This is a genomic window from Shinella sp. Sh6, from assembly GCF_055392685.1.
Map to the genome: position 1 here is coordinate 3,205,919 of NZ_AP044005.1, position 24,584 is coordinate 3,230,502.

At 67.5% G+C, this 24,584-nt stretch carries 25 protein-coding genes; 16 read left to right on the plus strand and 9 right to left on the minus strand.

Features of this window, described 5'->3' with window-relative positions:
• Positions 1–85: 85 nt before the first annotated feature.
• The 4 genes from ACZ5TO_RS15335 (at position 86) to ACZ5TO_RS15350 (ending at position 6,950) form a co-directional block, all read left to right on the plus strand.
• The gene (locus ACZ5TO_RS15335) at positions 86–4,258 is read left to right on the plus strand and encodes a translocation/assembly module TamB domain-containing protein (RefSeq protein WP_464798714.1); all 4,173 of its coding nucleotides are present in this window, start codon (positions 86–88) and stop codon (positions 4,256–4,258) included.
• A 79-nt stretch (positions 4,259–4,337) separates the two neighbouring features.
• A complete protein-coding gene (locus tag ACZ5TO_RS15340; RefSeq protein WP_184145822.1) occupies positions 4,338–4,931 on the plus strand; it encodes a shikimate kinase in 594 nt (197 codons plus the stop codon).
• 10 nt (positions 4,932–4,941) lie between these two features.
• On the plus strand, positions 4,942–6,069 hold the full coding sequence (aroB, locus tag ACZ5TO_RS15345; RefSeq protein WP_464798715.1) for a 3-dehydroquinate synthase: 1,128 nt from the start codon (positions 4,942–4,944) through the stop codon (positions 6,067–6,069).
• Positions 6,066–6,950 carry a transporter associated domain-containing protein gene (locus tag ACZ5TO_RS15350; RefSeq protein WP_184145824.1) on the plus strand — a complete coding sequence of 295 codons (885 nt, stop codon included), beginning with the start codon at positions 6,066–6,068 and terminating at the stop codon, positions 6,948–6,950. The genes aroB and ACZ5TO_RS15350 overlap by 4 nt, the downstream gene beginning before the upstream one ends.
• On the opposite strand, the gene ACZ5TO_RS15355 is transcribed toward ACZ5TO_RS15350, so the two are convergent.
• A complete protein-coding gene (locus ACZ5TO_RS15355) occupies positions 6,951–7,232 on the minus strand; it encodes a BolA family protein (RefSeq protein WP_464798716.1) in 282 nt (93 codons plus the stop codon). It lies immediately after the preceding gene.
• A gap of 114 nt (positions 7,233–7,346) precedes the next feature.
• On the opposite strand from ACZ5TO_RS15355, the gene ACZ5TO_RS15360 reads away from it, so the two are divergent.
• The 4 genes from ACZ5TO_RS15360 (at position 7,347) to ACZ5TO_RS15375 (ending at position 12,046) form a co-directional block, all read left to right on the plus strand.
• Positions 7,347–7,979: a J domain-containing protein gene (locus ACZ5TO_RS15360; protein ID WP_464798717.1), complete on the plus strand. Its 633-nt coding sequence runs from the start codon at positions 7,347–7,349 to the stop codon at positions 7,977–7,979.
• A 117-nt stretch (positions 7,980–8,096) separates the two neighbouring features.
• Positions 8,097–9,095, plus strand: coding sequence for a cobaltochelatase subunit CobS (gene cobS, locus ACZ5TO_RS15365; RefSeq protein ID WP_184145827.1), 999 nt, complete (start codon positions 8,097–8,099; stop codon positions 9,093–9,095).
• A gap of 16 nt (positions 9,096–9,111) precedes the next feature.
• Positions 9,112–11,010 carry a cobaltochelatase subunit CobT gene (gene cobT, locus ACZ5TO_RS15370; RefSeq protein ID WP_464798718.1) on the plus strand — a complete coding sequence of 633 codons (1,899 nt, stop codon included), beginning with the start codon at positions 9,112–9,114 and terminating at the stop codon, positions 11,008–11,010.
• A gap of 94 nt (positions 11,011–11,104) precedes the next feature.
• Positions 11,105–12,046 (plus strand): esterase-like activity of phytase family protein, encoded by a 942-nt coding sequence (locus tag ACZ5TO_RS15375; RefSeq protein ID WP_464800403.1) that lies wholly within the window; start codon positions 11,105–11,107, stop codon positions 12,044–12,046.
• 47 nt (positions 12,047–12,093) lie between these two features.
• On the opposite strand, the gene ACZ5TO_RS15380 is transcribed toward ACZ5TO_RS15375, so the two are convergent.
• Positions 12,094–12,732 (minus strand): VUT family protein, encoded by a 639-nt coding sequence (locus ACZ5TO_RS15380; protein ID WP_464798719.1) that lies wholly within the window; start codon positions 12,730–12,732, stop codon positions 12,094–12,096.
• 114 nt (positions 12,733–12,846) lie between these two features.
• Complete coding sequence (rpmB, locus tag ACZ5TO_RS15385; protein WP_184145830.1) at positions 12,847–13,137, minus strand: 50S ribosomal protein L28; 291 nt, start codon at positions 13,135–13,137, stop codon at positions 12,847–12,849.
• Between the two features lie 283 nt (positions 13,138–13,420).
• On the opposite strand from rpmB, the gene ACZ5TO_RS15390 reads away from it, so the two are divergent.
• The gene (locus tag ACZ5TO_RS15390) at positions 13,421–14,197 is read left to right on the plus strand and encodes a DUF3108 domain-containing protein (protein ID WP_464798720.1); all 777 of its coding nucleotides are present in this window, start codon (positions 13,421–13,423) and stop codon (positions 14,195–14,197) included.
• Positions 14,198–14,231: 34 nt separating this feature from the next.
• Positions 14,232–15,113 (plus strand): aromatic amino acid exporter YddG, encoded by an 882-nt coding sequence (yddG, locus tag ACZ5TO_RS15395; protein ID WP_464798721.1) that lies wholly within the window; start codon positions 14,232–14,234, stop codon positions 15,111–15,113.
• Between the two features lie 3 nt (positions 15,114–15,116).
• On the opposite strand, the gene gloB is transcribed toward yddG, so the two are convergent.
• Positions 15,117–15,881: a hydroxyacylglutathione hydrolase gene (gene gloB, locus ACZ5TO_RS15400; RefSeq protein ID WP_464798722.1), complete on the minus strand. Its 765-nt coding sequence runs from the start codon at positions 15,879–15,881 to the stop codon at positions 15,117–15,119.
• A 92-nt stretch (positions 15,882–15,973) separates the two neighbouring features.
• Between gloB and ACZ5TO_RS15405 the strand changes: the two genes are divergently transcribed.
• Positions 15,974–16,723 (plus strand): class I SAM-dependent methyltransferase, encoded by a 750-nt coding sequence (locus ACZ5TO_RS15405; protein WP_464798723.1) that lies wholly within the window; start codon positions 15,974–15,976, stop codon positions 16,721–16,723.
• A 63-nt stretch (positions 16,724–16,786) separates the two neighbouring features.
• The gene (locus tag ACZ5TO_RS15410; RefSeq protein WP_464798724.1) at positions 16,787–17,716 is read left to right on the plus strand and encodes a prephenate/arogenate dehydrogenase family protein; all 930 of its coding nucleotides are present in this window, start codon (positions 16,787–16,789) and stop codon (positions 17,714–17,716) included.
• Here ACZ5TO_RS15410 and ACZ5TO_RS15415 read toward each other — a convergent pair whose 3' ends face one another.
• A complete protein-coding gene (locus tag ACZ5TO_RS15415; protein WP_464798725.1) occupies positions 17,717–18,724 on the minus strand; it encodes a DUF2125 domain-containing protein in 1,008 nt (335 codons plus the stop codon).
• A gap of 91 nt (positions 18,725–18,815) precedes the next feature.
• On the opposite strand from ACZ5TO_RS15415, the gene ACZ5TO_RS15420 reads away from it, so the two are divergent.
• Positions 18,816–19,367, plus strand: a complete 552-nt coding sequence (locus ACZ5TO_RS15420; RefSeq protein ID WP_464798726.1) for a gamma-glutamylcyclotransferase — start codon at positions 18,816–18,818, stop codon at positions 19,365–19,367.
• Here the strand turns inward: ACZ5TO_RS15420 and ACZ5TO_RS15425 are convergent, their stop codons facing one another.
• The 4 genes from ACZ5TO_RS15425 to ftsE form a co-directional block, all read right to left on the minus strand.
• Positions 19,368–20,156 carry a lysophospholipid acyltransferase family protein gene (locus tag ACZ5TO_RS15425; protein ID WP_464798727.1) on the minus strand — a complete coding sequence of 263 codons (789 nt, stop codon included), beginning with the start codon at positions 20,154–20,156 and terminating at the stop codon, positions 19,368–19,370.
• A 76-nt stretch (positions 20,157–20,232) separates the two neighbouring features.
• The gene (locus ACZ5TO_RS15430) at positions 20,233–20,940 is read right to left on the minus strand and encodes a YdcF family protein (RefSeq protein WP_464798728.1); all 708 of its coding nucleotides are present in this window, start codon (positions 20,938–20,940) and stop codon (positions 20,233–20,235) included.
• Positions 20,941–21,010: 70 nt separating this feature from the next.
• Positions 21,011–22,018 carry a cell division protein FtsX gene (locus ACZ5TO_RS15435; RefSeq protein ID WP_464798729.1) on the minus strand — a complete coding sequence of 336 codons (1,008 nt, stop codon included), beginning with the start codon at positions 22,016–22,018 and terminating at the stop codon, positions 21,011–21,013.
• Entirely contained in the window at positions 22,011–22,670 is a 660-nt protein-coding gene (ftsE, locus tag ACZ5TO_RS15440) for a cell division ATP-binding protein FtsE (protein ID WP_023513179.1), read from the minus strand. Before ftsE ends, ACZ5TO_RS15435 begins: the two co-directional genes overlap by 8 nt.
• 189 nt (positions 22,671–22,859) lie before the next feature.
• Here ftsE and ACZ5TO_RS15445 point away from each other — a divergent pair, with 189 nt between their 5' ends.
• The 3 genes from ACZ5TO_RS15445 to ACZ5TO_RS15455 all read left to right on the plus strand — a co-directional run bounded on the left by ACZ5TO_RS15445 (position 22,860) and on the right by ACZ5TO_RS15455 (position 24,581).
• Positions 22,860–23,528: a hypothetical protein gene (locus ACZ5TO_RS15445; protein WP_464798730.1), complete on the plus strand. Its 669-nt coding sequence runs from the start codon at positions 22,860–22,862 to the stop codon at positions 23,526–23,528.
• A 46-nt stretch (positions 23,529–23,574) separates the two neighbouring features.
• Entirely contained in the window at positions 23,575–24,120 is a 546-nt protein-coding gene (gene hpt, locus ACZ5TO_RS15450; protein ID WP_184145842.1) for a hypoxanthine phosphoribosyltransferase, read from the plus strand.
• A 101-nt stretch (positions 24,121–24,221) separates the two neighbouring features.
• Positions 24,222–24,581 (plus strand): response regulator, encoded by a 360-nt coding sequence (locus ACZ5TO_RS15455; protein ID WP_184145843.1) that lies wholly within the window; start codon positions 24,222–24,224, stop codon positions 24,579–24,581.
• The last annotated feature ends 3 nt before the right edge of the window (positions 24,582–24,584 follow it).

Genomic DNA, 24,584 nt, shown 5'->3' on the forward strand with positions numbered 1-24,584 from the left:
CGCCCCCGCGCGATTCGAAGACGCGCGAAAGCGCCCTAGTTTAGACGCTGAGGTGCGGCACTTCCCGCCGGCCGAATGGAAGAAGATGAACAGGCTGACCCGAATTCTCCGCGCCACGCTCCGCTATGCCGGTTACGCCCTTGCCGTTCTCCTCGTCGTCCTTGTCGCCGCGCTGGGTTTCGTCGGCTTCACCGATACGGGCGCGCGGCTGGCCGTTTCCTATGCGGAGCGGATCGCGGCGGCGAACGGGCAGGTGATCTCGATCAGCGAGCCCTCCGGCCTTCTGACCGGCAAGCTGCGCGCCGCCGCAATCACGCTCGGCGACGGGAAGGGCACCTATGCCGAGATCCGCGACCTTGCCGTCGACTGGTCGCCGCTACGCCTGCTGACCCTCAGCTTCGAGGCCGAGCGCGTCTCCGCCTCCACCGTTTCCCTGCTCCGCCTGCCGGAAAAGAAGGCGGAAGCAGAAACGACGACGTCCGGCGGCTCGTTCTCGCTGCCGGTGGAAGTCCATGTCGGCTCGCTCGCCATTCCGGAGCTCTTCGTCTCCGGCGCCGTCGCCGGGCGCGACCAGCGGATCGTCGTCTCCGGCCGCGGCGATGCGACGGGAGAGAGCATCGCCCTCAAGCTCTCCGCATCCGAAAAGGCGCGGCCCGACGCCCATGTCGCGGCCGACATCGCCTTCAACCCGGATGCCAACGAACTGCGCCTCGAGGCCACCGTCGCCGAACCGAAGGGCGGCGTGCTCGCCGGCCTCCTCAAGCTGCCGAACGATCCCGCCGTCTTGATCCGCCTGACGGGCGACGGCCCGCTCTCGCAATGGAAGGGCCGGCTTTCCGCCGCGCTCGACGGCACCGAGACGCTGCGCATCGACGGCCGCCACGACCTTGCGGCAAACGGCCTGCACACCCTCTCCCTCAACGGCGGCGGCACGTTCGACGCGCTGATGCCGCCGCCGCTGCGGCCGCTCTTTGCCGGCGAGACCGGCATCGACATCACCGCCGCCTTCGACGGCTCCGACATGCTGCGCATCGAAAAGGGCGCGATCTCCACCGGCGCGCTGACGCTCGCCGCCTCCGGCACCGTCAGCGCCAGCGGCGCCAACGACCTCGACGTGAAGCTCGCCGGCAAGGACGGCCCCATCGATTTCCGCTGGCCGCTCGCCGACGGCGAGGTCCAGGCCCTCATCGAAGGCGCCGACATCTCCCTCAAGGGCGAGGCGAAGGCGGCGGTGCTTTCGGCCGATGCGCGGCTCGCTTCCGCCGCCCTTCCCGCCGGCCGTATCGAGGCGGTCCACCTGTCGGCCCACAGCGACGCCTTCGACGTCGCGAACCGCTCAGGCCGGCTCGACGTCACGCTCGAAACCGGCGCGACCGCCTTCGCCAATGCCGATCTCGACCGGCTGGTGAAGGGCCCGGCCAAGCTCGCCGCGACGCTCGACGTCTCGCCGCAGAGTATCGCCTTCGACCCCGCAACGCTCGAAAGCGCCAGCATCGGCGGCACGCTGTCCGGCAGCTACGGACTGGCGAGCCGCGAGGCCGACGTCAACTTCCGCCTCTTCGCGCTGCCGGCCGTGCTGCCGCCGGCGCTCGCCGGCAAGATCGACACGACCATCGGCCTTTCGGGGCGTCTCCGGCAGGCGGGCGACGGCGCGCTCTCGGTCAGCGGCCTTGAAGTGAAATCCGGCACGCTGGAGGCCGGCGGCGACGTCTCGCTCGGCGGCGGCAAGCTGGATGCCACGCTCTCCGGCAAGGTCCTTACCCTCGGCAAGCTGCTTGCCGATGCCTCGGGGGAAGCCGCCTTCGACCTTGCCGCCAGCGGCCCCCTCGACGGGCTCGACGTCTCGGCCAAGGTCACCTCCAGCGGCGCGACCCTTTCCGGCCGCACCTTGAGCGACCTCGTCGTGACGCTCAAGGGCAAGGCCGTCCCCGACAGCCCGTCCGGCGACCTGACGGCAACCGGCGCGCTCGGCGGCCAGGCGATCAACGTGCGCGCCTCCGTCGCTTCCGAGAACGGCCGCATCACCGTTCCCGTGCTGGAGGCCGAGATCGGCCCCAACACGCTGAAAGGCGCGCTGACGCTTGCGCCGAACTTCATGCCGGACGGCACGATCCGCTTCGATTTCCCCGATATCGGCCTGCTCGCCGCCATGGCGGGCCAGAAGGCCGCCGGCGACCTTGCCGGCCAGGTCGAGATCGCCACGGCGAACGGCAAGACCTCCGCGACCATCGAGGCCTCCGGAGCCAAGCTGAGCCGCGACACGGCAAGCATCACCAAGCCCGCCGTCAACCTTTCCGTCTCCGACCTTGCCAGCCTCGCCGTCACCGGCACGGTCGAGGCCGCCGGGGTCGCCGCCGGCGAGAACCGGCTGGAGGCCCTGAAGCTCGGTTTCTCCCGGCAGGGCCAGAGCACCGCCTTCGATCTCGCCGGCCGCTTCGACAACGCGCCGCTTACGGTCAAGGGCAAGGTCCTGCAGGAGGGCGGGCTCGCGATCGCGCTCGACGCCTTCGAAGCCGCACCGCGCCGCATCCCGCTGAAGCTCGCCAAACCGTCGACGATCCGCGTCGTGGACGGCGCGGCCGTGCTCGACGGGCTGACGATCCGCACGGGCAGCGGCGCCGTCGCCGTCACCGGCAAGGCCGGCGAGACGCTCGATCTTGCCGTCCGCCTCGACGCCCTGCCGGCCGCGCTCGCCAACACCTTCGCCGCCGGGCTCGACGCGGCCGGCGCCATCGACGGCACGGTCACCGTCAAGGGCAAGGCGACAGCCCCCGTCGTCACCTATGCGCTCGACTGGAAGGGCGCCGTGACCAGCCAGACGCGCGGGGCCGGCATCGGCCCGCTCAACATCGACGCCAAGGGCGATTTCGCCGACAACAGGGTGAAGCTCGACACGGTGCTCACCGGCGATGGCGGCCTCTCCTTCCGCGGCGGCGGCACGGTGGGCATCGGCGGGGCGACCCCGCTCGCGCTGAAGTTCAACGGCACCGTGCCCTTCGGCCTGCTGCAGGGCCAGCTCTCCGCGCAGGGCTTCGTGCTCACCGGCAATGCCGCGGTCGATGTCTCCATCGGCGGAACGGCAGCCGCCCCCTCCGTCACCGGCAGCATCACCTCGGGCGGGGCGCGCCTCGTCGACGTGCGCCGTAACCTCGCGGTCGAGAACCTCGACATCCGCGTCACCATGGACGGCAAGCAGGCGGTGATCCAGACGCTCTCCGGCAAGCTGGCAAGCGGCGGGCAGCTTGCGGCGAGCGGCACGGTCGGCATCGATCCTAAGAGCGGCTTTCCGGTGGACGTCGCCCTCAAGCTCGGCGACGTCACCTATGTCGACGGCACGCTGGTGACGGCGAACGTCACGGGCGACCTGACGCTGAAGGGACCGGTTGCCGGGCTTGCCCTCGGCGGCAAGGTGCACATCAACAAGGCCAACATCACCATTCCGCAGAAGCTGCCGGCCTCGCTCTCCGAGATCGACATCAAGCACCGCAACGCCCCCGCCGACGTCAGGCGCATGACCGCCGACGTTCAGCGCGAGCAGGGCGCGAGCGGCGCGGCGCGCGGCATCGGCCTCGACCTGACGATCGAGGCGCCGGAACAGCTCTTCGTGCGCGGGCGCGGCATCAACGCGGAAATGGGCGGCACCCTGACGATCACCGGCACCTCCGTGGCCCCCGTCGTCTCCGGCGGCTTCGAGCTGAAGCGCGGCCGCATGGAGATCCTGACGCGCCGCCTCGATTTCACCAGCGCCCATATCGGCTTTGCCGGCGGCCTCGTGCCGACGGTCGATCTCGTCGCCGCCAGCACGGCGGGCACGACGGAGATCACGGTGACGGTGGCGGGCCTTGCCAGCAACCCGACGGTGACCTTCGCCTCCTCGCCGTCCCTGCCGCAGGACGAGATCCTCGCGCAGCTCATCTTCAACCGCTCGATGTCGAACCTTTCGGCGGTGCAGATCGCCCAGCTCGCCTCCGCCGCCAGCCAGCTTGCCGGCGGCAGATCGACGGGCCTGCTCGACAGCCTGCGCAGCAAGCTCGGCGTCGACGACCTCGACATCACGACGGATGCGGAAGGCCGGGCGGCGGTCTCGGCGGGCAAATACCTCAACGACCGGACCTATATCGAGCTGAAGCAGGACCCGGAGACCAACGGCGCCAAGGCGGTGATCAACCTCGACGTCGGCAAGGGTCTCAAGCTGCGCGGCGAGGCCGGCAGCGGCGGCAGCGCGGGCGCCGGCATCTTCTACGAGAAGGAATACTGACGCGGCGCCGGTTTGCGGGCAGGCTTGACGCTTCCGGCGCTTTTGTCGATACGGAAGGAACGAGAATCCGGAAACCACCATGACCGAGCCGACCGAACAGGCCTCTTCCACGCTCGCCCCGCCGCTCGCCGAGGTCGCCCGAGCCGCGCTCGGCAAGCGCAACCTCGTTCTGATCGGCCTGATGGGCGCCGGCAAGTCGGCGATCGGCCGCATGACGGCACAGGCGCTCGGCATTCCCTTCATCGACAGCGACCACGAGATCGAGCGCGTCTCGCGCATGTCGATCACCGACCTCTTCGCCGCCTATGGCGAGGCGGAGTTCCGCGCGCTGGAAACCCGCGTCATCAAGCGGCTGCTGCGTACCGGCCCGCGGGTCGTGTCCACCGGCGGCGGGGCCTATATCAACGAGAACACGCGCCGGCACATCAAGCGCGGCGGCCTCACCGTCTGGCTGAAGGCCGACCTCGACGTGCTCTGGGAGCGCGTCAACAAGCGCGACACCCGCCCGCTGCTGAAGACCGAGAACCCGCGCCAGACGCTGGAAAACCTCATGAACGCCCGTTACCCGATCTATGCGGAAGCCGATCTCACCGTGATGTCGCGCGACGTGAAGAAGGAAACCATGGTGGAGGAGGTGCTCGCCGCGATCACCGCCGCTCCGCCCCGAACCTGACGAGATGACCATGACTGCCAATGCCACCGCGCGCCGCACCGTGCGGGTTAACCTCGGCGACCGCTCCTACGACATCCTGATCGGCCCCGGCCTCATTTCCGCCGCCGGCCGCGAGATCGCAAGCCGCCTCAAGGGCCGCAAGATCGCCGTCGTCACCGACGAGCACGTCGCGCCCCTCTATCTCGACAACTTCATGGCGGCTCTGAGCGCCGAGGGCATCGAGGCCGTCTCGCTCGTCCTGCCGGCGGGCGAGAAGACGAAGAGCTTCGAGCACCTGATCGGCGTCTGCGACAGCGTGCTTGCCGCCCGCATCGAGCGCAACGACGCGGTGGTGGCGCTCGGCGGCGGCGTCATCGGCGACCTCACCGGCTTTGCCGCCGGCATCGTGCGCCGCGGCTCGCGCTTCATCCAGGTGCCGACCTCGCTGCTCGCGCAGGTCGATTCCTCCGTCGGCGGCAAGACGGGCATCAACTCTTCCCACGGCAAGAACCTCATCGGTGTCTTCCATCAGCCGGACCTCGTGCTCGCCGACACGGACGTGCTCGACACGCTCTCGCCGCGCGAGTTCCGCGCCGGCTACGCCGAGGTCGCCAAATACGGCCTCATCGACAAGCCGGACTTCTTCGCCTGGCTGGAGAAGAACTGGCGCGCCGTCTTCGCCGGCGGCGAGGCGCGCATTACGGCCATCGCCACGAGCTGCCAGGCGAAAGCCGACGTCGTCGCCGCCGACGAGCGCGAGAACGGCCAGCGGGCCCTCCTCAATCTCGGCCACACCTTCGGCCATGCGCTGGAGGCCGCGACACACTACGACAGCGCCCGCCTCGTCCATGGGGAAGGGGTCTCCATCGGCATGGTTCTCGCCCACCAGTTCTCCGCCCGGATGAACCTTGCGAGCCCCGACGACGGCAAGCGCGTCGAGGCGCATCTGCGCGACGTCGGCCTGCCGACGACGATGGGCGAGATCCCCGGCGGCCTGCCGCCGGCCGAGACGCTGATGGACGCCATCGCGCAGGACAAGAAGGTCAAGGGCGGCAAGCTCACCTTCATCCTGACGCACGGCATCGGCCAGTCCTTCGTCGCCGACGACGTGCCGCAATCCGAAGTCGTCGCCTTCCTCAAGGAAAAGCTGCCGAAATGACCGGCGCGGCGCCCGCTCCGCATGTCTGGCTCTGGGCCGCGCTTGCCCTCGGCCTGCTCCTGCTTTCCGCCGCCCTCCGCTGGCGCACCTCGATCACCGCGCTGTGGCGCACGCATCAGGAGACGCGCGAGGCGGAGAACGAGCGCGACGCCGCCGCAGCGAAGGCCGAGCGCGACCGGCTCTCCAACGGGCTCGACCTCGACGCGCTGGAAGTCTCCGACATCATGATCCACCGCACGGCGATGCGCGCGCTCAATGCCGGCGACCCTCCGGAGGAGATCGTCAAGGCCGTGCTGGAAAGCCCCTACACGCGCATGCCGCTGTGGGCGGGCTCGGTCGACAACATTGTCGGCGTCGTCCACGCCAAGGACCTCCTGCGCGCGCTGACGGAACCCGGCATCGAAGCGAAGACCCTCGACATCACGAAGGTCGCGCAAAAACCGTGGTTCGTGCCGGACACGACGACGCTGAAGGAACAGCTCGCCGCCTTCCTGCGCCGCCAGGAGCATTTCGCCACCGTGGTGGACGAATACGGCGAGGTGCAGGGCGTCGTGACGCTCCAGGACATATTGAAGGAGATCGTCGGCGACATTTCCGACGAGGCGGCGGTCGACATGCAGGGCGTGCGGCAGGAGGCGGACGGCTCGCTCGTCGTCGACGGCGGCGTTGCCATCCGCGACCTCAACCGCGCCTTCGGTTGGAGCCTGCCGGACGAGGAGGCGACGACCATCGCCGGCCTCGTCATCCACGAATCGAAGTCCATTCCCGAAGAGCGGCAGGCCTTCACCTTCTACGGCAAGCGCTTCATCGTCATGAAGCGGGCGAAGAACCGCATCACCAAGCTGCGCATCCGCCCCGTGGAGCCGGAAGCGCGCGCCTGATCACCAGCGCACCGGCTCGCCGGGCGCGGCGGCCTCGACGGCAAGCGCATGCAGCCCCGCGTCGAGTTCGGCCTTCACCACGTCGTTGATCGCCCGGTGGCGCGCCACGCGGCTCATGCCGGCGAAGGCGGCCGAGACGATGCGGATGCGCATGTGCGTTTCGCCCTCGCCGTCGAAGCCCGGCTGGTGGCCGGCATGCATGTGGCTTTCGTTGATGACCTCGAGGCGCTCGGGCGAAAAGGCCGTTTCGAGCTTGCCGGCGATGCTGGATTTCATGGACATGGACGAACCTCGGGCGGCCGGAAAATCGCGCGCCGCGACGCAACAAAATACCTCCACAAAGCCAGCAACAATCCGCTTTGTCAATTCTTGTTGCGGGCCCTCCGCAACCCCATAATGGGGACCATGAAACTCGATTCCAAATACTTCGACCGCATCCGCACGAAGCGGCGCGTGGAGCGTCCCGAACGTTCCGCGCCGACCTGTCAGTGGGACGGTTGCGAGGAGAACGCCAAGCATCGCGCACCCGTCGGCCGCAATGCCGAGGGGCAGTATTTCATGTTCTGCTTCGAGCATGTGAAGGAATACAACAAGGGCTACAACTACTTCTCCGGCCTCTCCGACGGCGAGATCGCGCGCTACCAGAAGGAGGCCATCACCGGCCACCGCCCGACCTGGACGATCGGCGTCAACAAGGCCGCCAAGAACGGCCCGGCGCAGGGAACCGCGCGCTCCGGCACCGCCGGAGCGAACCAGCGCATCCGCGATCCCTTCGGCTTCTTCAACGAGGGCAAGGGCCGCGGGCCCCGCATGGAGCCGCGCGCGCGAAAGCTGAAGACGCTGGAGGCGAAGGCCTTCGACACGCTCGGCCTTTCGGCGGGCGCGACGGGCGAGGACATCAAGTCCGCCTACAAAATGCTTGTCAAAAAGCATCACCCGGATGCAAATGGCGGAGATAGGGGCTCGGAAGAGCGTTTTCGCGCGGTCATCCAAGCATATCAATTGTTAAAGCAGGCCGGCTTCTGCTAGAGCATTTGCGGCACCGGGCGGAATCGCCCGGCATCCCCGAATGCGGTCAAGCAAAAGGCAAAGTTGGCGTGCACTAAATTATTGGGCGGAGGCATGGCCGCCGCCCGCGGAGACGTGATGAGCAAGATGGATCTCGATATTTCCAACCTCCCCGATACCACGGTATCCGTTCGGGAGGTTTTCGGCATTGATACCGACCTTCGGGTCCCGGCCTATGCCAAGGCGGACGCCTATGTGCCGGACCTCGACCCGGACTACCTTTTCGACCGGGAAACCACCCTCGCCATCCTCGCAGGCTTCGCCCATAACCGGCGCGTCATGGTCTCGGGCTATCACGGCACCGGCAAGTCGACCCATATCGAGCAGGTCGCCGCCCGTCTCAACTGGCCGTGCGTGCGCGTCAACCTCGACAGCCATGTCAGCCGTATCGACCTCGTCGGCAAGGACGCCATCGTCGTCAAGGACGGCCTGCAGGTCACCGAATTCAAGGACGGCATCCTGCCCTGGGCCTACCAGCACAACGTCGCGCTCGTCTTCGACGAATACGATGCCGGCCGGCCGGACGTCATGTTCGTCATCCAGCGCGTGCTGGAATCCTCCGGCCGCCTGACGCTGCTCGACCAGAGCCGCGTCATCCGCCCGCATCCCGCCTTCCGCCTGTTCGCGACGGCCAATACGGTCGGCCTCGGCGATACGACCGGCCTCTACCACGGCACGCAGCAGATCAACCAAGCGCAGATGGACCGCTGGTCGATCGTCACGACGCTCAATTACCTGCCGCACGACAACGAGGTGAACATCGTCGCCGCCAAGGTGAAGCGCCTCGCTTCCGGCAAGGACGGCCGCGAGACGATCTCGCGTATGGTGCGCGTCGCCGATCTCACCCGCGCCGCCTTCATCAACGGCGACCTTTCGACGGTGATGAGCCCGCGTACGGTCATCACCTGGGGCGAGAACACCGAGATCTTCGGCGACATCGCCTTCGCCTTCCGCGTCACCTTCCTCAACAAGTGCGACGAACTGGAACGCACGCTGGTCGCCGAACTCTACCAGCGCGCCTTCGGCGTGGAGCTGAAGGAAAGCGCCGCCAACATCGTCCTGGAGGCGACGGCCTGACGGCCGGAGAAAGCGCATGGCAGCTCGCGGAGACAATTCGAAGCCGAGGCCCGGCGGCGTGGTCGACATGGAGCCGTTCCGCCGCGCGGTGACGGGGTGCGTGCGCGCCGTCTCCGGCGACGGCGAGGTGGAGGTCGCCTTCGCCAACGAGCGCCCGGGCATGACCGGCGAGCGCATCCGCCTGCCGGAGCTTTCCAAGCGCCCCTCGCCCGCCGAAGTCGCGATCACCCGCGGCCTTGGCGATTCCATGGCGCTGCGCAAGGCCTGCCATGATGCCCGCATCCACGCGACCATGTCGCCGCAGGGTGCGGACGCCCGCGCGATCTTCGACGCCGTCGAGCAGGCGCGCGTGGAAGCCATCGGCTCCAACCGCATGCAGGGCATGGCGCAGAACCTCACCACCATGCTGGGCGAGAAATACGCCAAGGCGAATTTCGGCGCGATCACCCGCCAGGCCGATGCGCCTCTGGAGGAAGCCGTCGCCCTCATCGTGCGCGAGAAGCTGACGGGCCAGGCTCCGCCCGCTTCCGCCGGCAAGGTGCTAGACCTCTGGCGCGACTTCATCGAGGACAAGGCCGGCAAGGACATGGAGGGGCTTTCCTCCGCCATCAACGACCAGCAGGCCTTCTCCCGCGTCGTGCGCAACATGCTCGCCTCCATGAACGTCGCCGAGCAATACGGCGAGGAGGAGAACGAGCCGGACGACAGCGAGACGCCCGAGGACGAGAACCAGCCGCGCAGCGACGAGCAGGAAGACAACGAAAGCCAGGAGGACGCCGGCGACGACGCCGCGCCCGCCGACGAGAACGAGACGTCCGACGAGCAGATGGACGAAGGCGAGATGGACGGCGCGGAAATCTCCGACGACGATCTCGTCGACGACGACGGGGACGACAGCGAGACGCCCGGCGAGGTCCGCCGCCCGAACCAGCCGTTCACCGACTTCAACGAGAAGGTCGACTACGCGGTCTTCACCGAGGAATTCGACGAGACGATCACCGCCGAGGAGCTTTGCGACGAAGCGGAGCTCGATCGCCTGCGCGCCTTCCTCGACAAGCAGCTCGCCCATCTGCAAGGCGCCGTCGGCCGGCTTGCCAACCGCCTGCAGCGCCGCCTGATGGCGCAGCAGAACCGCGCCTGGGAATTCGACCTCGAAGAGGGCTATCTCGACAGCGCCCGCCTGCAGCGCATCATCATCGATCCGATGCAGCCGCTCTCCTTCAAGCGCGAGAAGGACACGACCTTCCGCGATACGGTCGTCACGCTCCTCATCGACAATTCCGGCTCCATGCGCGGCCGGCCGATCACGGTCGCGGCCACCTGCGCCGATATCCTCGCGCGCACGCTGGAGCGCTGCGGCGTGAAGGTCGAGATCCTCGGCTTCACCACCAAGGCGTGGAAGGGCGGCCAGTCGCGCGAAAAATGGCTCGGCAGCGGCAAGCCGCAATCGCCCGGCCGCCTCAACGACCTCCGCCACATCGTCTACAAGGGCGCGGACGCCCCCTGGCGGCGCGCAAGGCGCAATCTCGGCCTGATGATGCGCGAGGGCCTCCTGAAGGAGAACATCGACGGCGAGGCGCTGATCTGGGCGCATGACCGGCTGATGGCCCGCCCCGAGCAGCGCCGTATCCTGATGATGATCTCGGACGGGGCGCCGGTCGACGATTCGACACTGTCGGTAAACCCGGGCAACTATCTGGAACGGCACCTGCGCGCCGTGATCGAACAGATCGAGACGCGCTCGCCGGTCGAGCTTCTGGCCATCGGCATCGGCCATGACGTGACGCGCTACTACCGCCGCGCCGTCACCATCGTCGATGCGGACGAACTGGCCGGCGCCATGACCGAGCAGCTTGCCTCGCTCTTTGCCGACGAAGCGACCTCCCGCCGCCCGGCCCGCCGCCGTGCAGGCTGAGCGGCCGCCGCTCGGCGGCCGCGCGGGCTTTCGGCGCCGCCTTGCCCTCCTCGCCCTTTCCGCCACGCTCTGCCTGCCGGCACTCCGGCCGGCCATGGCGGAGGCCATACAGGACATCCCCGTCTCGAACCGGGCCTTCCCGCATTTCGTCCTCGGTTCCGACCGCCGCGTCTTCGGCAAGCTCGAATTCCTCGGCGGCATCAGCTATTCGTCCAGCAATCCCCTGCTCGGCGCCGTCTCGGCCATCCGCTTTCGCGAGGACCGGCAGCATTTCGTCGCCGTCCTCGATACCGGGCACTGGCTGACCGGCCGCGTCGAGCGCGGCGCGGACGGCCTCTTGTCCGGCCTTGCGGACCTCAGGATCCGCTCGATGTTCGACAGGAACGGCGAGGACGAGAACGTCAAGTACCGGATGGACGCCGAGGGCCTTGCGATCGCCGGGGGCGAACTCCTCGTCAGCTTCGAGGTCTTCCACCGGATCGACGCCTATCCCGATCCCGGCTTCATGGAATCCCGGCCGGTCCGCCAGCTCACCCTGCCCTTCGACCGGCGCGAGCTGCGCGCCAACCGGGGCATGGAAACGCTGACGATGTCACCCGCCGCCGGCCCGCTCGGCGCGGTGCCGGTCGCCGTCACGGAACGCAGCCTCGACAGGGACGGCAACGTCTTTGCCGCGGTGCTGGATGGCCCCCGCGCGGGCCTCTTCGCGGTCAAACGCACCGATCCCTGGGACATCACCGACGGCGCCTTCCTGCCGAACGGCGACCTCCTGCTGCTCGAACGCCGCTTCCGCCTGTCGGACGGCATGGGCATGCGCATCCGCAGGATCGACGGTCAGACCATCCGGCCGGGTGCCGTCGTCGACGGCGAGGTGCTGATCGACGCCGACATGAGCGAGCAGATCGACAATATGGAAGGCATGGACGTCGTCGCCATGGGGCCGGACGATATCCGCATCATCGTCGTTTCCGACGACAACCACTCCATCCTCCAGCGCAACCTGATGCTGGAGTTCCGGCTTCTGCCGGATAGATGAAACGCGGCCCCCGCCTTCCCACTCAAGCCGTTAAATCCCCGCTGCCCCTAGGCCAGCTTCTCGACGCCCGGCATCGGGCGCAGGCGGCTCATCAGGGCGCCGTAGGGCAGCAGCATGACGAGGCCGACGAGGAGCTTCACGGAGAAGTCGCCGATGGCCCAGGAGATCCAGCGCGGCGCCTCGGCCGTGAAGATGCCCAGCACCGGCGCGGAGGCGATGGCGAAGTCGTCGTTCGGCCCGAAGACCGAGAGGAACGGCGCGAAGGCGAAGGAGAAGAAGATCATCGTGTCGAGCACCGAGCCGATCAGCGAGGCGATCAGCGGTGCGCGCCACCAGGCCTGCCGGCGCAGCCGGTTGAAGACGGAGATGTCGAGGAGTTGCCCGGCGAGGAAGGCCGAACCCGAGGCGATGGCGATGCGCGGCGTGGAGGCCGCGAAGGAAAAGAGCACCGCAACGAGGAAGCCCGCCGCCACGACCCGGCGCGCCACGCGCGGCCCGAACTGGCGGTTGGTAAGGTCGGTGACGAGGAAGGCGACCGGATAGGTGAAGGCGCCGTAGGTCAGGAGGTCGCCGAGGGCGATGCCGAACAGTTCGCCCGAAAGCGGATACTGCACCAGCACATTGGAGGCGACGACCACGGCGGTCATCAGGAGGACGTAGACGAGGGTAATGCGGTTCGCGAGCATTTTTTTATCCTGGGTGATGCCACCAGTTGGAGGGACGGAAATGTAGGCAAAGCATCGAGGCCTGCCCGGAGCCCGGTCAAGCCTCAATGAAAACGATCCGGCTCGGGCCTGAAATCAGGCGGCGGCAGCGGTCTTCTTGGCGATCTGGCGGCGCAGCAGGCGGGCGCGCATCGACAGTTCGTTCTCTTCGGCCTTCAGCAGGAAGGCGTCGAGGCCACCGCGGTGCTCGACGGAGCGGAGCGCTGCAGCGGAAACGCGAAGACGGAAACGCTGGCCGAGGACGTCGGAGATCAGCGTGACATTGCACAGGTTCGGCAGGAACTTGCGCTTCGTCTTGTTGTTCGCGTGGCTCACATTGTTGCCCGACTGGACGCCCTTGCCGGTCAATTCGCAACTACGGGACATGGTACACCTATTTTTCTTACGTTCGGGACAATACGTTTCCGGCACCGAAACCGGCCGCAGTCCGCCTGGCCTTTTTTGGAAAGTCGCGGTTCTATAGTCACACTCGCCGCTGGCGTCAAGCCAAACCTGCGCCACGCGGGAAATCAGTTGCCAAACCGCACGATTCGTAGCCAATAACAGCATGGCCGGGAATTTTCCACGGCGTAGAATCGCCGCAATGGCAGGTTGGAGTATCCGGGCGGCGGAACATTGCCGACGGAGCGGTTCGATGAGGTTCGCAAGGATGAACGCGCGGGGTTGGATTGCCGGTGCAGCCGTATCGCTTGCCCTTGCCGCAAGCACGGCGCCGGCCCTTTCGGCCGAGGTCGAGCACAGGACGGACTACAGCATCCGCCTTGCCGGCCTGCCGGTAGCCACGGCAAGCTTCAGCTCGCTCTTCAAGGGCGACCGCTACTCCATTTCCGGCAGCCTGCATTCGGCGGGGCTTGCCGACATCTTCGCCCGCACGCAGGGCACGACCAGCGTTTCCGGCATCGTCAGCCGCGACAGGCTGCGCGCCACCTCCTATTCCGTGACCTATCGCAGCGGCAAGCGCGGCCGGGCGATCGACGTCACGTTCCGCAACGGCAACGTCACCCATGCCAGCATGGTGCCGGCGCGCAACAAGCCGGCCAACTGGGTGCCCGTCTCGCGCGCCGACCTGCGCTCCGTGCTCGACCCGATCTCCGGCCTCATCATCCCCGCCGGCGGCCGCATCTGCCCGAAGACGCTGCCGATCTTCGACGGGGAATCGCGCCTCGACCTCCGGCTGACCTCGAAGGGCACGAAGTCCTTCGCCACCGACGGTTTTGCCGGCGAGGTCGTCGTCTGCGGCATCCGCTTCATCCCGAAATCCGGCTACAAGAAGGGCCGCGAGGACGTCGAGTACCTGCGCAGCCTGAGCACGATGGAAATCTGGTTTGCCAAGGCCGACGCGGCAAATGTATATGCTCCGGTCTATGTGAGGATTCCGACCAAGCTCGGCCCCGTCACCGTCTCGGCCACGCGCTTCGGCGGCTGACCCGGCTTCGGTCGGCAGACCGGAGTGATCGGCCTTGAAGATGCGTGCAACCCTGATCGGTTTTTCGGCGATCCTCATGTGGGCGCTGCTGGCGCTCTTCACAGCGGCTTCGGGCAGGATGCCGCCCTTCCAGCTCTCCGCCGTCTGCTTCCTCATCGGCAGCCTGCCGGGCATCCTCGTGCTTCTCGCCCGCCCGCAGCGCGCCCGCCTGCTCCGCCAGCCGGCGAAAGTCTGGCTCACCGGCATCCTCGGCCTCTTCGGCTATCACTTCCTCTACTTCACGGCGCTGCGCAACGCGCCGGCGGTGGAGGCGAGCCTGATCGCCTATCTCTGGCCGCTGCTCATCGTCACCGGTTCGGCCCTGCTGCCAGGCGAGACGCTGAAATGGAACCACGTCGTCGGCACGCTGCTCGGCCTTGCCGGCACCGTGTTCATCGTCGGCCGCAACGGCTTCTCCTTCGACGGCGCCTACGTCATCGGCTACGGCGCGGCCTTCCTCTGCGCCTTCACCTGGGCCGGCTATTCGCTGATGACCAGGCGCTTCGAGGCCGTCTCGACGGATGTAGTGACGGGCTTCTGCCTCGCCACCGCCATCCTCTCCCTCCTCTGCCACCTCATGCTGGAAACGACGGTCTGGCCCGGCACGGGCTTCGAATGGCTCGCCGTCGCCGGCCTCGGCCTCCTGCCGGTGGGCGCGGCCTTCTATGCCTGGGACTTCGGCGTGAAGAACGGCGATATCCAGATCCTCGGCGCGGCAAGCTATGCCGCCCCGCTGCTTTCCACCCTCGTCCTCGTCCTCACCGGCTTTGCCGAACCGTCCTGGGGAATCGCCCTCGCCTGCCTTCTCGTCACGGGCGGGGCGGTACTGGCCGCCCGCGACATGATCTTCCGCCGGAGCGCAGTCGCGCCCGCCTGATGGTCAGAAGCGGTCCTTCCGGCCGCGGATCTCGGCAAAGACCTCCGCGTCGCTCGCCGTCTCCATGCCGAGATGGCGGCGGATACCCGGATCGCCTGCCCGCAGGAACGGGTTCGTCGCCTTTTCCAGCCCGATGGTCGTCGGCGCGGTGAAGCCGCCCGCCGCCCGCAGCGCCTCGATCTCCTCGACGCGGGCAAGAAGGGCGGCGTTGTCCGGGTCTATCGTCTTTGCGAAGCGCGCATTCGAGAGCGTGTATTCGTGACCGAAATAGACGGTCGTCTCGTCCGGCAGCGCGGCAAGCTTTTCAAGCGAGCCCCACATCTGCGCCGGCGTGCCCTCGAAGACGCGCCCGCAGCCGAGCGCGAAGAGCGTATCGGCGGCGAAGAGCAGCTTCTCCTCCGGCAGGTAGAAGCAGATATGGCCGAGCGTATGACCCGGCGTCGCGATGACCTCGACACGCCGTCCGGCGAAATCGAACACATCGCCCTCGTCCACCTTCCGGTCGATGCCCGGAATGGTCTCGCGCTTCGGCCCGATGATCGTCGCGCCGAAACGCTGCTTCAGCGCAAGGTTCGCCTCGACATGGTCGCCATGGTGGTGGGTCGTGAGAATGTGGGTCAGCGTCCAGCCGCGCCGGGCGAGCGCGTCGAGGATAGGCTTTTCCTCGGGCGCGTCGATGCTCGCGGTCGCGCCCGAGACGGGATCGTGCAGCAGCACGCCGAAATTGTCGCTGCGGCAGGGGAAAAGGTCTATTTCGAGCGGGGTCATGGGCAGTCCTCGTCATGTCGAGCCATCGGTCGAGGGCGAATGTAAGGCAACCGGCCTTGAAGTCCACCGGGCGGCCACTAACATGGGAGGCCATGCACACCGACATCGTCGACCTTCGCGAATTCTATCATTCCCCGCTCGGCCGCCTTGCCGACCATTCCATTTCCATGGCGCTCGCCTCGCTCTGGGCGCGCCTGCCGGACGAGCGGCTGGTGGGCCTCGGCTATGCCGTGCCCTATCTCGACCGCTTCCGCGCCGACACCGAGCGCACCTTCGCCTTCATGCCGGCCGGACAGGGCGCCGTGAACTGGCCGCCGGGCGAGCCCTCCTCCACCGCCCTCGTCTTCGACGAGGAACTGCCGCTGCCGGATGCCTCGGTCGACCGGGTCCTGATGGTGCATTCGCTGGAATTTGCCGAGAACCCGCGCGAGACGATGAAGGAACTCTGGCGGGTGCTGGCGCCGGGCGGCCGGCTCGTCATCGTCGTGCCCAACCGGCGCGGCGTCTGGGCCCGCATGGAGCATACGCCCTTCGGCTCGGGCCGGCCCTATTCGCGCGGCCAGCTCACCGCGCTGCTCCGCGAGACGAACTTCACCCCCGGCGCCAGCGCCGAGGCGCTGTTCTTCCCGCCCTCCAAGCTGCGCGGCGTCCTGAAGCTGCGCGGCTTTTTCGAGCGGCTGGGGCGCTTCCTCTGGCCGATGTTCTCCGGCGTCATCGTCGTGGAGGCGCAGAAGCGGCTCTACCAGGGCCTGCCCGTCGCCGCCCGCGCCTCGCGCCGCGTCTTCGTGCCGGTGATCGCCCCGCAGGGCGTGCCGACGACGCGCGAGCGCGCCTCACGCTGATCCTCTCGACAAACGAGGGCCTGCCCGCTAGAGCGGACGGGAAAACGGCAGGAGGCGACAGGCATGACCGACGGACATTTCGACAAGATCACCTTGATCGGCATCGGCCTGATCGGCTCCTCCATCGCCCGCGCCGTCAAGGCCAAGGGGCTTGCGAAGACGCTCACCATCTCGACCCGCAGCCAGGAGACGCTGGACCGCGCCCGCGAACTCGACCTCGGCACCGACTACGTCCTCGACGCCGGCAAGGCGGTGGAGGGCGCGGACCTCGTCGTCGTCTCGGTGCCCGTCGGCGCCTCGGGCAAGGTGGCAGAGGAGATCGCCCCGCATCTCAAATCCGGCGCCATCGTCACCGATGTCGGCTCCACCAAGGCCTCGGTCGTCGCGCAGATGCTGCCGCATATGCCGAAGGACGTGCATTTCATTCCCGGCCATCCGCTCGCCGGCACGGAGCATTCCGGCCCCGACGCCGGCTTTGCCGAACTCTTCCAGGGCCGCTGGTGCATCCTGACGCCCGTGCATGGCACCGACAAGGACGCCAAGAAGAAGCTCGCCGCCTTCTGGGAGGCGCTCGGCTCCAAGGTCGACGAGATGGACACGGAGCACCACGACAAGGTGCTCGCCATCGTCTCGCACCTGCCGCATATCATCGCCTACAACATCGTCGGCACGGCCGACGACCTGGAGACGGTGACCGAATCGGAGGTCATCAAATATTCGGCATCCGGCTTCCGCGACTTCACGCGCCTTGCCGCCTCGGACCCGACCATGTGGCGCGACGTATGCCTGCACAACAAGGACGCGATCCTGGAGATGCTGGCGCGCTTTTCCGAGGACCTTGCCTATCTGCAGCGCGCCATCCGCTGGGGCGACGGCGAAAAGCTCTTCGACCTCTTCACGCGCACGCGCGCCATCCGCCGCTCGATCATCGATGCCGGCCAGGATACCTCCGCGCCGAACTTCGGCCGTCCGGTTGCCGACGACAAGGGCTGATCAGAGCGGCGGGATTTCGCCGATGGGGAAGAAGGCGAGATAGACGGTGCCCTGCCGCAGCGTCAGCTTCACCGATGCCCGGTCCTGCCCGCCCGAAAGGCTTTTGATGGCCGAAGCCACCTTCCTTGCCGTTTTCGCCGTCTCCGGGAACAGTTCGGAAATCCGGTCGCGCCAGGCATCCACGCCCTCGACGGTGAGATCGAGCGCGCCGGAGACATAGCCCTCGTCATCTACCGAGACCGGGCCGGACAGCGTCACCGTCTTGCCGCCGCCAAGGTCGAGCGACAAGGCGCGCAACTCCGTGCTCGTGCCGCGCGGCACGGTGCCCGGCACGCCTTCCTTCGACAGCCAGCGCGCGGCGTCGGCGATCGTCATGTCGAGCGCGACATCGACCGGCGGCAGCACCTTGTCCTTGAGGCCGAGGGTGAGCGCCTGAAGCGAGACGGCGACGTCCAGCGCCTCGCCCGAGCGCCGCACGTGCTTTTCGCCATGGGTGGCGGAGACCGCGACGGTGAGGCCCTCGGAGGGGGCGTTGAGCGTGCCCTTCAGCCCGTCATAGGCGACGGAGGCCCGGTCGAGCCCGTCCGTGCCGGCGACGACGCTCGCATGGAGGAGGCTCCAGTCGGCATCGAAGACGATGTCCGGCGTCATGCGCACCTGCGCCGGCCCGTCGATCTCCACGACGGCATGGCCCGGCCAGTAGACCTGCGCGGCCGAACGCAGCGCGCCGAAGGTCGCCGACAGGCCCGTCGGGCGGTCGTCGAAGCCGACCGCATCGCAGAAGACGCCGATGCGGAAGGGAAAGCCCCGGACATCCGGATTGCTGCACGAGGCGGAGTGGAGGCCCTGCTGCGAGGCTGCGAGTTCCTGCGTCACCCGGTCCTTCAGCCAGCTTGCGGCATAGAACCATCCGCCCGTATAGAGGGCTATGGCGAGAACCACGGCGATGGCGAGCCAGACGATCTTGCGCGAGACCCCGGACGTGCCGGCGCGGCTTGACGATGCCATAGTGTTCTCCAATGGTGGCGGGCGTGATTTGCCCGCTCTGCTCGATGCGAGAAAGCCGGCAAATGCGGCGGCTTTTTGAGAGGCGGTCCAGGTGACGGTGGATATGAACGAATTCTGGGTCTTTGGCTACGGATCGCTGATGTGGAATCCGGGTTTCGAATTCGAGGAGCGCCAGCCGGCGCATCTCTTCGGCTTCCGCCGGGTGCTCTGCGTGCGCTCGTGGGTGCATCGCGGGACGCAGGAAAAGCCCGGCCTCGTGCTCGGCCTCGACCGCGGCGGCTCCTGCCGGGGCGTCGCCTTCCGCGTCGCGCCGGAAAAGCGCGATCCCGTGCTCGCCTACCTACGCGAGCGCGAGCTGGTCACCCACGTCTACAAGGAACGCACCCTGCCCGCCGCGCTGGCGGACGGGCGGCGCATCGCCACGCTCGCCTATATCTGCGACCGCGACCATCACCAGTTCGCCGGCTCCCTCTCCGTGGAGGAAGCCGCAAGCACGATCAGCACGGCCGCCGGAAAATCCGGTCGCAACATCGACTATGTGCGCAACACGCTGGAGCATCTTCGCGAAATGGGCATCCGCGACCATTGGCTGGAGGATGTCGGCCGCACCGCCGAAAGCCTCGCCACGCCACTCTCGGCCTGATCAGGCAGCGCGCGCCTTCAATTCCGCCAGCCGATGCGCCGCAGTCGGCGGCAGCAGGAGGTGCGGATTGGCCTCGACGGTCTCGACCAGCAGGCGGTCGCTCGCCGTCTCCATCACGTCGATGAGGTGGGCGAGGAAGGCATCGGGCTCCATGCCCGGCATGACGGCCGGCAGGATGCGCACCTTGAAATGGCCGGGCTGGCGGATGAACTTGCGGCGCGGCCAGAAGAGGCCCGGATGCATGACGACGGGCACGACGGGCACTTGAAGATCGCGATAGAGCCGGGCGATGCCGTACTTGTATTCCGGCGGCGCGCCCGGCGGGCGGCGGGTGCCTTCGGGATAGATGATGAGCTGGCGGCCCGATTCCATCTCCGCCTTCGTGCGATCCATCACGGCGGCCATGGCCTTGCCGCGCGCGCTGCGGTCGACCGGCACCATGCGCTGCTTCTTGATGTACCAGCCGAAGAGCGGAATCCAGGTCAGCTCGCGCTTGAGGATGTAGAAGGGATCGTCGAGCCAGGGCAGCAGCGCATAGGCGTCCCAGAAGGACTGGTGCTTGGGCGCGAAGATGTAGCCGCCCGTGGGGATGTTCTCCAGCCCCTCGATCTCGAAGGTCGTGCCGACGATGACCTTGAAGAGCCAGTGGTTGCTGCGCGCCCAGTTCTTGGCGATCACATAGGCCTTCTTGCGCGGCAGCAGGAAATAGACCGGCGTGAAGACGATCATCTGCACGATGAGGTTCGCGTAGAAGACGGCATTGAAGAGCACGGAGCGGAAAGCGAGCATCGGGCAGCCTGTAAGAGGACGTATCTTCCCGCCCTACACGATAATGCGGAGCGGGGAAACTCCCGTCGTCGCGATCTCAGGAGCCCGTCATGTCGGCGCGAAGGCCGGACCAGCTCCGCGCGCCGGCAAAGGCCCTGACGCCCGCCAGGCAATATTTGAGATATTCCGAAAGCATGGCCTTCATGACGCCCGGCTCGCGCAGCCAGTTGCCGTTCTTCAGGTCCGAATTGACGACCGGATAGGCGATGAACTCGGTCGTCGGATCGCTCGCCTTCAGTTCGAGGAGGCTGCGCGGCATGTGGTAGTTGTTGGTGACGACGAGCACGCGGCGGAACTGGTGGTCGCTGATCCAGCGCGCCGCCTCGTTGGCGTTGCCGATGGTGTCGATCGCCTCGTAGCCCATGTCGACGCAGCACTCGAAGAGGGCCGACGAGGTCTGCGTGAGCTTGCGGATCTGGTTGCCGCTCGTCGTGGGATTGACGCCGGAAATGAGGAGCCGCCCGCCCGCGCCCTTCTTGAGGAGGTCGATGGCGTGGTCGATGCGCTGGTAGCCGCCGGTCAGCACGACGATGGCATCCGCCTTGGGATCGCGCGGCGCCTCCAGCGCGGCGACGGTCTCGGCGAAATAGAGAAAGCCGGCAATGCCCGCGGCGACGGCAAGCAAAATTGCCGCAAGGACGATACGCACGACGAGGCGGGCGGGCCGCATGGGCCGGCGCCGCCGTCCTCCCTTCGGCCGGGTGCCCTCCGGCAATCCCGGCTTTGCCCGTTCCAGCACGTTCATGATTCCGTCCATAGACCCGGATTGCGGCAACGGATAGTCCGTTTCGCGGCGATGGCCCGTCTCATCCCGCTCATGTGTCGGGCAACTGGTCTGTGCGCGAGGGGTCGGAGCGGACGAGGTCGATCTCGTAGATCGTCCGCATCACCGTGAAGCGCGCCGTCAGCGTCGTCAGGATCGCGATCACGACCATGGTGGCGACGATGCCGAGATAGCCGGTGAACCCCATGGAGAAGGTTCCGAAGAGCGCGGTCGCCTGGTCGCTCTGGGGCGTGGCGATGGAGCGCCCCTGCCAGAAGCCGGCAATGGCGAAGAAGAGGGCGGCGAGGAACCCGCCGGCAAACGAGCCCTTGAGGCTGATCAGCAGGAAATGCTTCTGGAATTCGGAGGCGACGAAGCTCGCCTCCGCTCCCACGAAATGCAGCACCTCGACGATATGCCGGTTGCCGGAAAGCGCGCCCCGCGTGGCGAACACCACCGTCAGCACCATGGCGGAAAAGACGAGGACGAGCACGCCCGTGCCGATGAAGGCCGTGGTGCGGGCCATGGCGACGAGGCGGTCCACCCAGGTGCGGTGATCGTCGAGGAAGGCCTGCGGTATCTTCTCCGACAGCGCGTTGCGCATGGCGGCGAAATCCGGCGGGCTCTGCTCGTCGATGGTGACGATGACGAGGCGCGGCACCGGCAACTCGTCGATGTCGAGCCCTTCGCCGAGCCAGGGTTCCAAAAGCCGCGCCGTCGCCGCCTTGTCGACGATGGTGCCGTCGCGCGTTCCGGCGAAGGTGAGCGCGAGGTCGCGCGCATCCTTCAGCGCCTGTTCCATGTCGAGATTGTCGTCCGGCTTGATCTGGATGGTGATCTCGCGGGAAATCTGGCTCTGCCAGCTCGCCGCCGTCGCCCGCACCATGCTGACCGCGCCGAAGGTGAGGCAGGCGAGGAAGGCCATGATGGCGATGACGAACATCAGCGCCCGGCCGGAGACGTTGGCCGGCGGCACGATGGGCGCCGTCGGGCGCACGCGCATTTCCGGCCTACGGGCAGGGGCGGCTGTCTCGGCGGTTTCGCGGGGAGCGTCAGTCATAGATGTCGAGCCGCCCCTGCGAGAGGATCATGCGCCGCGCCTCCACCTGGTCCATCAGCGACAGGTCGTGCGTGGCGATCACCACGGCCGTGCCGAGCCGGTTGAGCTCGAGGAAGAGGCTGAGGAGCCGGCGGGCCATCGGCGGGTCCACGTTGCCGGTCGGTTCGTCGGCGAGCAGCAGTTCCGGCCGGTCGATGAGGGCGCGGGCGATGGCGGCGCGCTGCTTCTCCCCGCCCGAAAGCACCGGCGGTAGCACGTTGATCCGCTCGCCGAGGCCGACCCATTTCAGGAGCTCCAGCACGTCGGCGCGGTAGCTCGCCTCCTCCTTGCCGCGAACGCGCAGCGGCAGCGCCACGTTCTCGTAGGTCGTCAGGTGATCGAGCAGGCGGAAATCCTGGAAGACGATGCCGATGCGCCGGCGCAGCATCGGCAATTCGTCGCGCGGGATGGTCGAGATTTCCCTGTCGAAGGTGCGGATGATGCCGCGCGTCGGCTGGAGCGACAGGAAGAGGAGACGCAGCAGCGTCGTCTTGCCCGCCCCGGACGGCCCCGTCAGGAACTGGAAGGACCGGCGCGGAATATCGAAGGTGAGGTCGCGGAGGATCTCCGGCCCCATCCCGTAGCGCAGTCCGACATTCTCGAAGTGAATCAATGGCCAACCCGGTTCTAGAAGCGCTCGCCCGCCGCCGTGGCAGTATCCCGGCCGGCGTCGCATGGGAAAACGGCTCTTTCACGGTCGGGTTTCCGAAGCATTAACCAGTATGGTTTACGTTTCGTAAGGATTTCATTCAATGCCCGACTTTTCGCAGGTGATTTTGCGAGGCCGGCAAGGGAGGTGGCGATGAACGCCTTCAGAGCGAGACAGCAGGCGAAAGGCCGGATCGACCTTCTGCCGCCGGAGCCGAAGGCGCCCGCCCGCCGGCACGGCCAGCACTTTCCCGCGCGGCTCGAAACGGTCGATGCCGAGTTCGTGGTGATCCGGGGCGGCGCCCCGCGCACCTCCAACGACAACCATCGCAAGGCCCGCCCGGCAAAAGCCCGGCCGCTTTCGCAGCACCTCGCCTTCCGGCTTCTCGCCGCCGGCGCGCGGCTCTGCGAAGCCGGCCTCCAGCGCCTTCCCGGCCGCGCCTTCGCCGGCCTCACCGCCGGCGCCTTCCTCTTCGTCTTCGCTTATGCCGGCGGCCTTTCGGCGCTGAAGGCGGCGGCGACGGGCCCCGGCGAAACGCTCCGCATCGCCGGCGTCTCGGCGAGCCTCGACGACCGCAACGGCATGAAGGTGCTCTCCGTCTACGGCCGCGTCGACAATACCGGCAGCGACGCACGCAGCCTCCCGCCGCTCGAAATCCGGGTGGAGGACGCAGCGGGCATCGTCCAGCGCCGCCTTGCGCTGAAGGCGGATACGGTCGCGGCGGGCGGCAGCCAGGCCTTCGCGCTCCACATCCCCCATGGCGGCGGAAAAGTGCCGAAAGTCTCGGTTTCCTTCGCGGGCGAGGATGCGCCGGCCATCTGACTGTGCTAATCGGCTGCTTTACATCGACTGAGGGAGCCGCATCGCGATGCACATTGTCCGCGGAAAGAAGATCGAGACGCTCTACGACGCCGCGCAGATCGCCAGGCGCAACGAGGAGATGGCCGCTCAGATCGCCGCCGGCCCGACCAAGGACCTCCTCGTCATCGCCGTCCTCAAGGGCTCGTTCATCTTCGCCGCCGACCTCACCCGCGCGCTCCACGCGGCGGGCCTTGCGCCGGAAGTCGAGTTCATCACCCTGTCGAGCTACGGTGCCGGCACCGTGTCGCAGGGCGTCAAGGTCATCAAGGACATCGACAGCGACGTCCACGGCCGCGACATCCTCCTCATCGACGACATCCTCGAATCCGGCCGCACGCTCAGCTACGCCAAGGAGCTGATGTACGAGCGCGGCGCGCGCAACGTTACCATCGCCGTGCTGCTCGACAAGCGCGAGAAGCGCAGGACGGACCTCGAGGCCGATTATGTCGGCTTCGAATGCCCCGACCACTTCGTCGTCGGCTACGGCATGGACGTCGCCTATGCCTTCCGCGAACTGCCGTTCGTGGGCGTGGTGACGGGCGACGCCGAGTAGCCCGTTACAAGATCCGCCGCCCGCCGTTTACGGATCGACAAGGAAAGTCTGGTCTTTTCAGGTCCGACCGGGGCCTGATGGATGGGCCCGAAGGGGGATTGATGGCCAGGATCCTGATCACCGAGGATGAAGATTCGCTGCGCACCTTCGTGGCGCGCGCCCTGCGCATGGACGGGCACGAGACCGTGGAAGCGCCGGACGGCGCGGCCGGGCTCGATGCGCTCGAAGAGGGCAGCTTCGATCTCCTGCTTTCCGATATCCGCATGCCGGTGATGGACGGCATCGAGCTCGCCCACAAGGCCTCCGCGGCCCATCCCGCCCTGAAAATCCTGCTGATGACCGGCTATGCCGACCAGCGCGAGCGCGCCGACGACCTTTCCGCCAAGATCGTCGACGTCGTCAGCAAGCCGTTCAGCCTGCCCGATATCCGCCGCGCCGTCGCAATGGCGCTGGCCGCCTGAGGC

What these genes read in the sequence shown, in the direction of transcription:
- ACZ5TO_RS15335 (WP_464798714.1), top strand. Translation starts at nt 86, where the DNA reads ATGAACAGGCTGACCCGAATTCTCCGCGCCACGCTCCGCTATGCCGGT.
- ACZ5TO_RS15340 (WP_184145822.1), top strand. Translation starts at nt 4,338, where the DNA reads ATGACCGAGCCGACCGAACAGGCCTCTTCCACGCTCGCCCCGCCGCTC.
- aroB (WP_464798715.1), top strand. Translation starts at nt 4,942, where the DNA reads ATGACTGCCAATGCCACCGCGCGCCGCACCGTGCGGGTTAACCTCGGC.
- ACZ5TO_RS15350 (WP_184145824.1), top strand. Translation starts at nt 6,066, where the DNA reads ATGACCGGCGCGGCGCCCGCTCCGCATGTCTGGCTCTGGGCCGCGCTT.
- ACZ5TO_RS15355 (WP_464798716.1), bottom strand. Translation starts at nt 7,232, where the DNA reads ATGTCCATGAAATCCAGCATCGCCGGCAAGCTCGAAACGGCCTTTTCG.
- ACZ5TO_RS15360 (WP_464798717.1), top strand. Translation starts at nt 7,347, where the DNA reads ATGGGGACCATGAAACTCGATTCCAAATACTTCGACCGCATCCGCACG.
- cobS (WP_184145827.1), top strand. Translation starts at nt 8,097, where the DNA reads ATGAGCAAGATGGATCTCGATATTTCCAACCTCCCCGATACCACGGTA.
- cobT (WP_464798718.1), top strand. Translation starts at nt 9,112, where the DNA reads ATGGCAGCTCGCGGAGACAATTCGAAGCCGAGGCCCGGCGGCGTGGTC.
- ACZ5TO_RS15375 (WP_464800403.1), top strand. Translation starts at nt 11,105, where the DNA reads ATGGCGGAGGCCATACAGGACATCCCCGTCTCGAACCGGGCCTTCCCG.
- ACZ5TO_RS15380 (WP_464798719.1), bottom strand. Translation starts at nt 12,732, where the DNA reads ATGCTCGCGAACCGCATTACCCTCGTCTACGTCCTCCTGATGACCGCC.
- rpmB (WP_184145830.1), bottom strand. Translation starts at nt 13,137, where the DNA reads ATGTCCCGTAGTTGCGAATTGACCGGCAAGGGCGTCCAGTCGGGCAAC.
- ACZ5TO_RS15390 (WP_464798720.1), top strand. Translation starts at nt 13,421, where the DNA reads ATGAACGCGCGGGGTTGGATTGCCGGTGCAGCCGTATCGCTTGCCCTT.
- gloB (WP_464798722.1), bottom strand. Translation starts at nt 15,881, where the DNA reads ATGACCCCGCTCGAAATAGACCTTTTCCCCTGCCGCAGCGACAATTTC.
- ACZ5TO_RS15405 (WP_464798723.1), top strand. Translation starts at nt 15,974, where the DNA reads ATGCACACCGACATCGTCGACCTTCGCGAATTCTATCATTCCCCGCTC.
- ACZ5TO_RS15410 (WP_464798724.1), top strand. Translation starts at nt 16,787, where the DNA reads ATGACCGACGGACATTTCGACAAGATCACCTTGATCGGCATCGGCCTG.
- ACZ5TO_RS15415 (WP_464798725.1), bottom strand. Translation starts at nt 18,724, where the DNA reads ATGGCATCGTCAAGCCGCGCCGGCACGTCCGGGGTCTCGCGCAAGATC.
- ACZ5TO_RS15425 (WP_464798727.1), bottom strand. Translation starts at nt 20,156, where the DNA reads ATGCTCGCTTTCCGCTCCGTGCTCTTCAATGCCGTCTTCTACGCGAAC.
- ACZ5TO_RS15430 (WP_464798728.1), bottom strand. Translation starts at nt 20,940, where the DNA reads ATGAACGTGCTGGAACGGGCAAAGCCGGGATTGCCGGAGGGCACCCGG.
- ACZ5TO_RS15435 (WP_464798729.1), bottom strand. Translation starts at nt 22,018, where the DNA reads ATGACTGACGCTCCCCGCGAAACCGCCGAGACAGCCGCCCCTGCCCGT.
- ACZ5TO_RS15445 (WP_464798730.1), top strand. Translation starts at nt 22,860, where the DNA reads ATGAACGCCTTCAGAGCGAGACAGCAGGCGAAAGGCCGGATCGACCTT.
- hpt (WP_184145842.1), top strand. Translation starts at nt 23,575, where the DNA reads ATGCACATTGTCCGCGGAAAGAAGATCGAGACGCTCTACGACGCCGCG.
- ACZ5TO_RS15455 (WP_184145843.1), top strand. Translation starts at nt 24,222, where the DNA reads ATGGCCAGGATCCTGATCACCGAGGATGAAGATTCGCTGCGCACCTTC.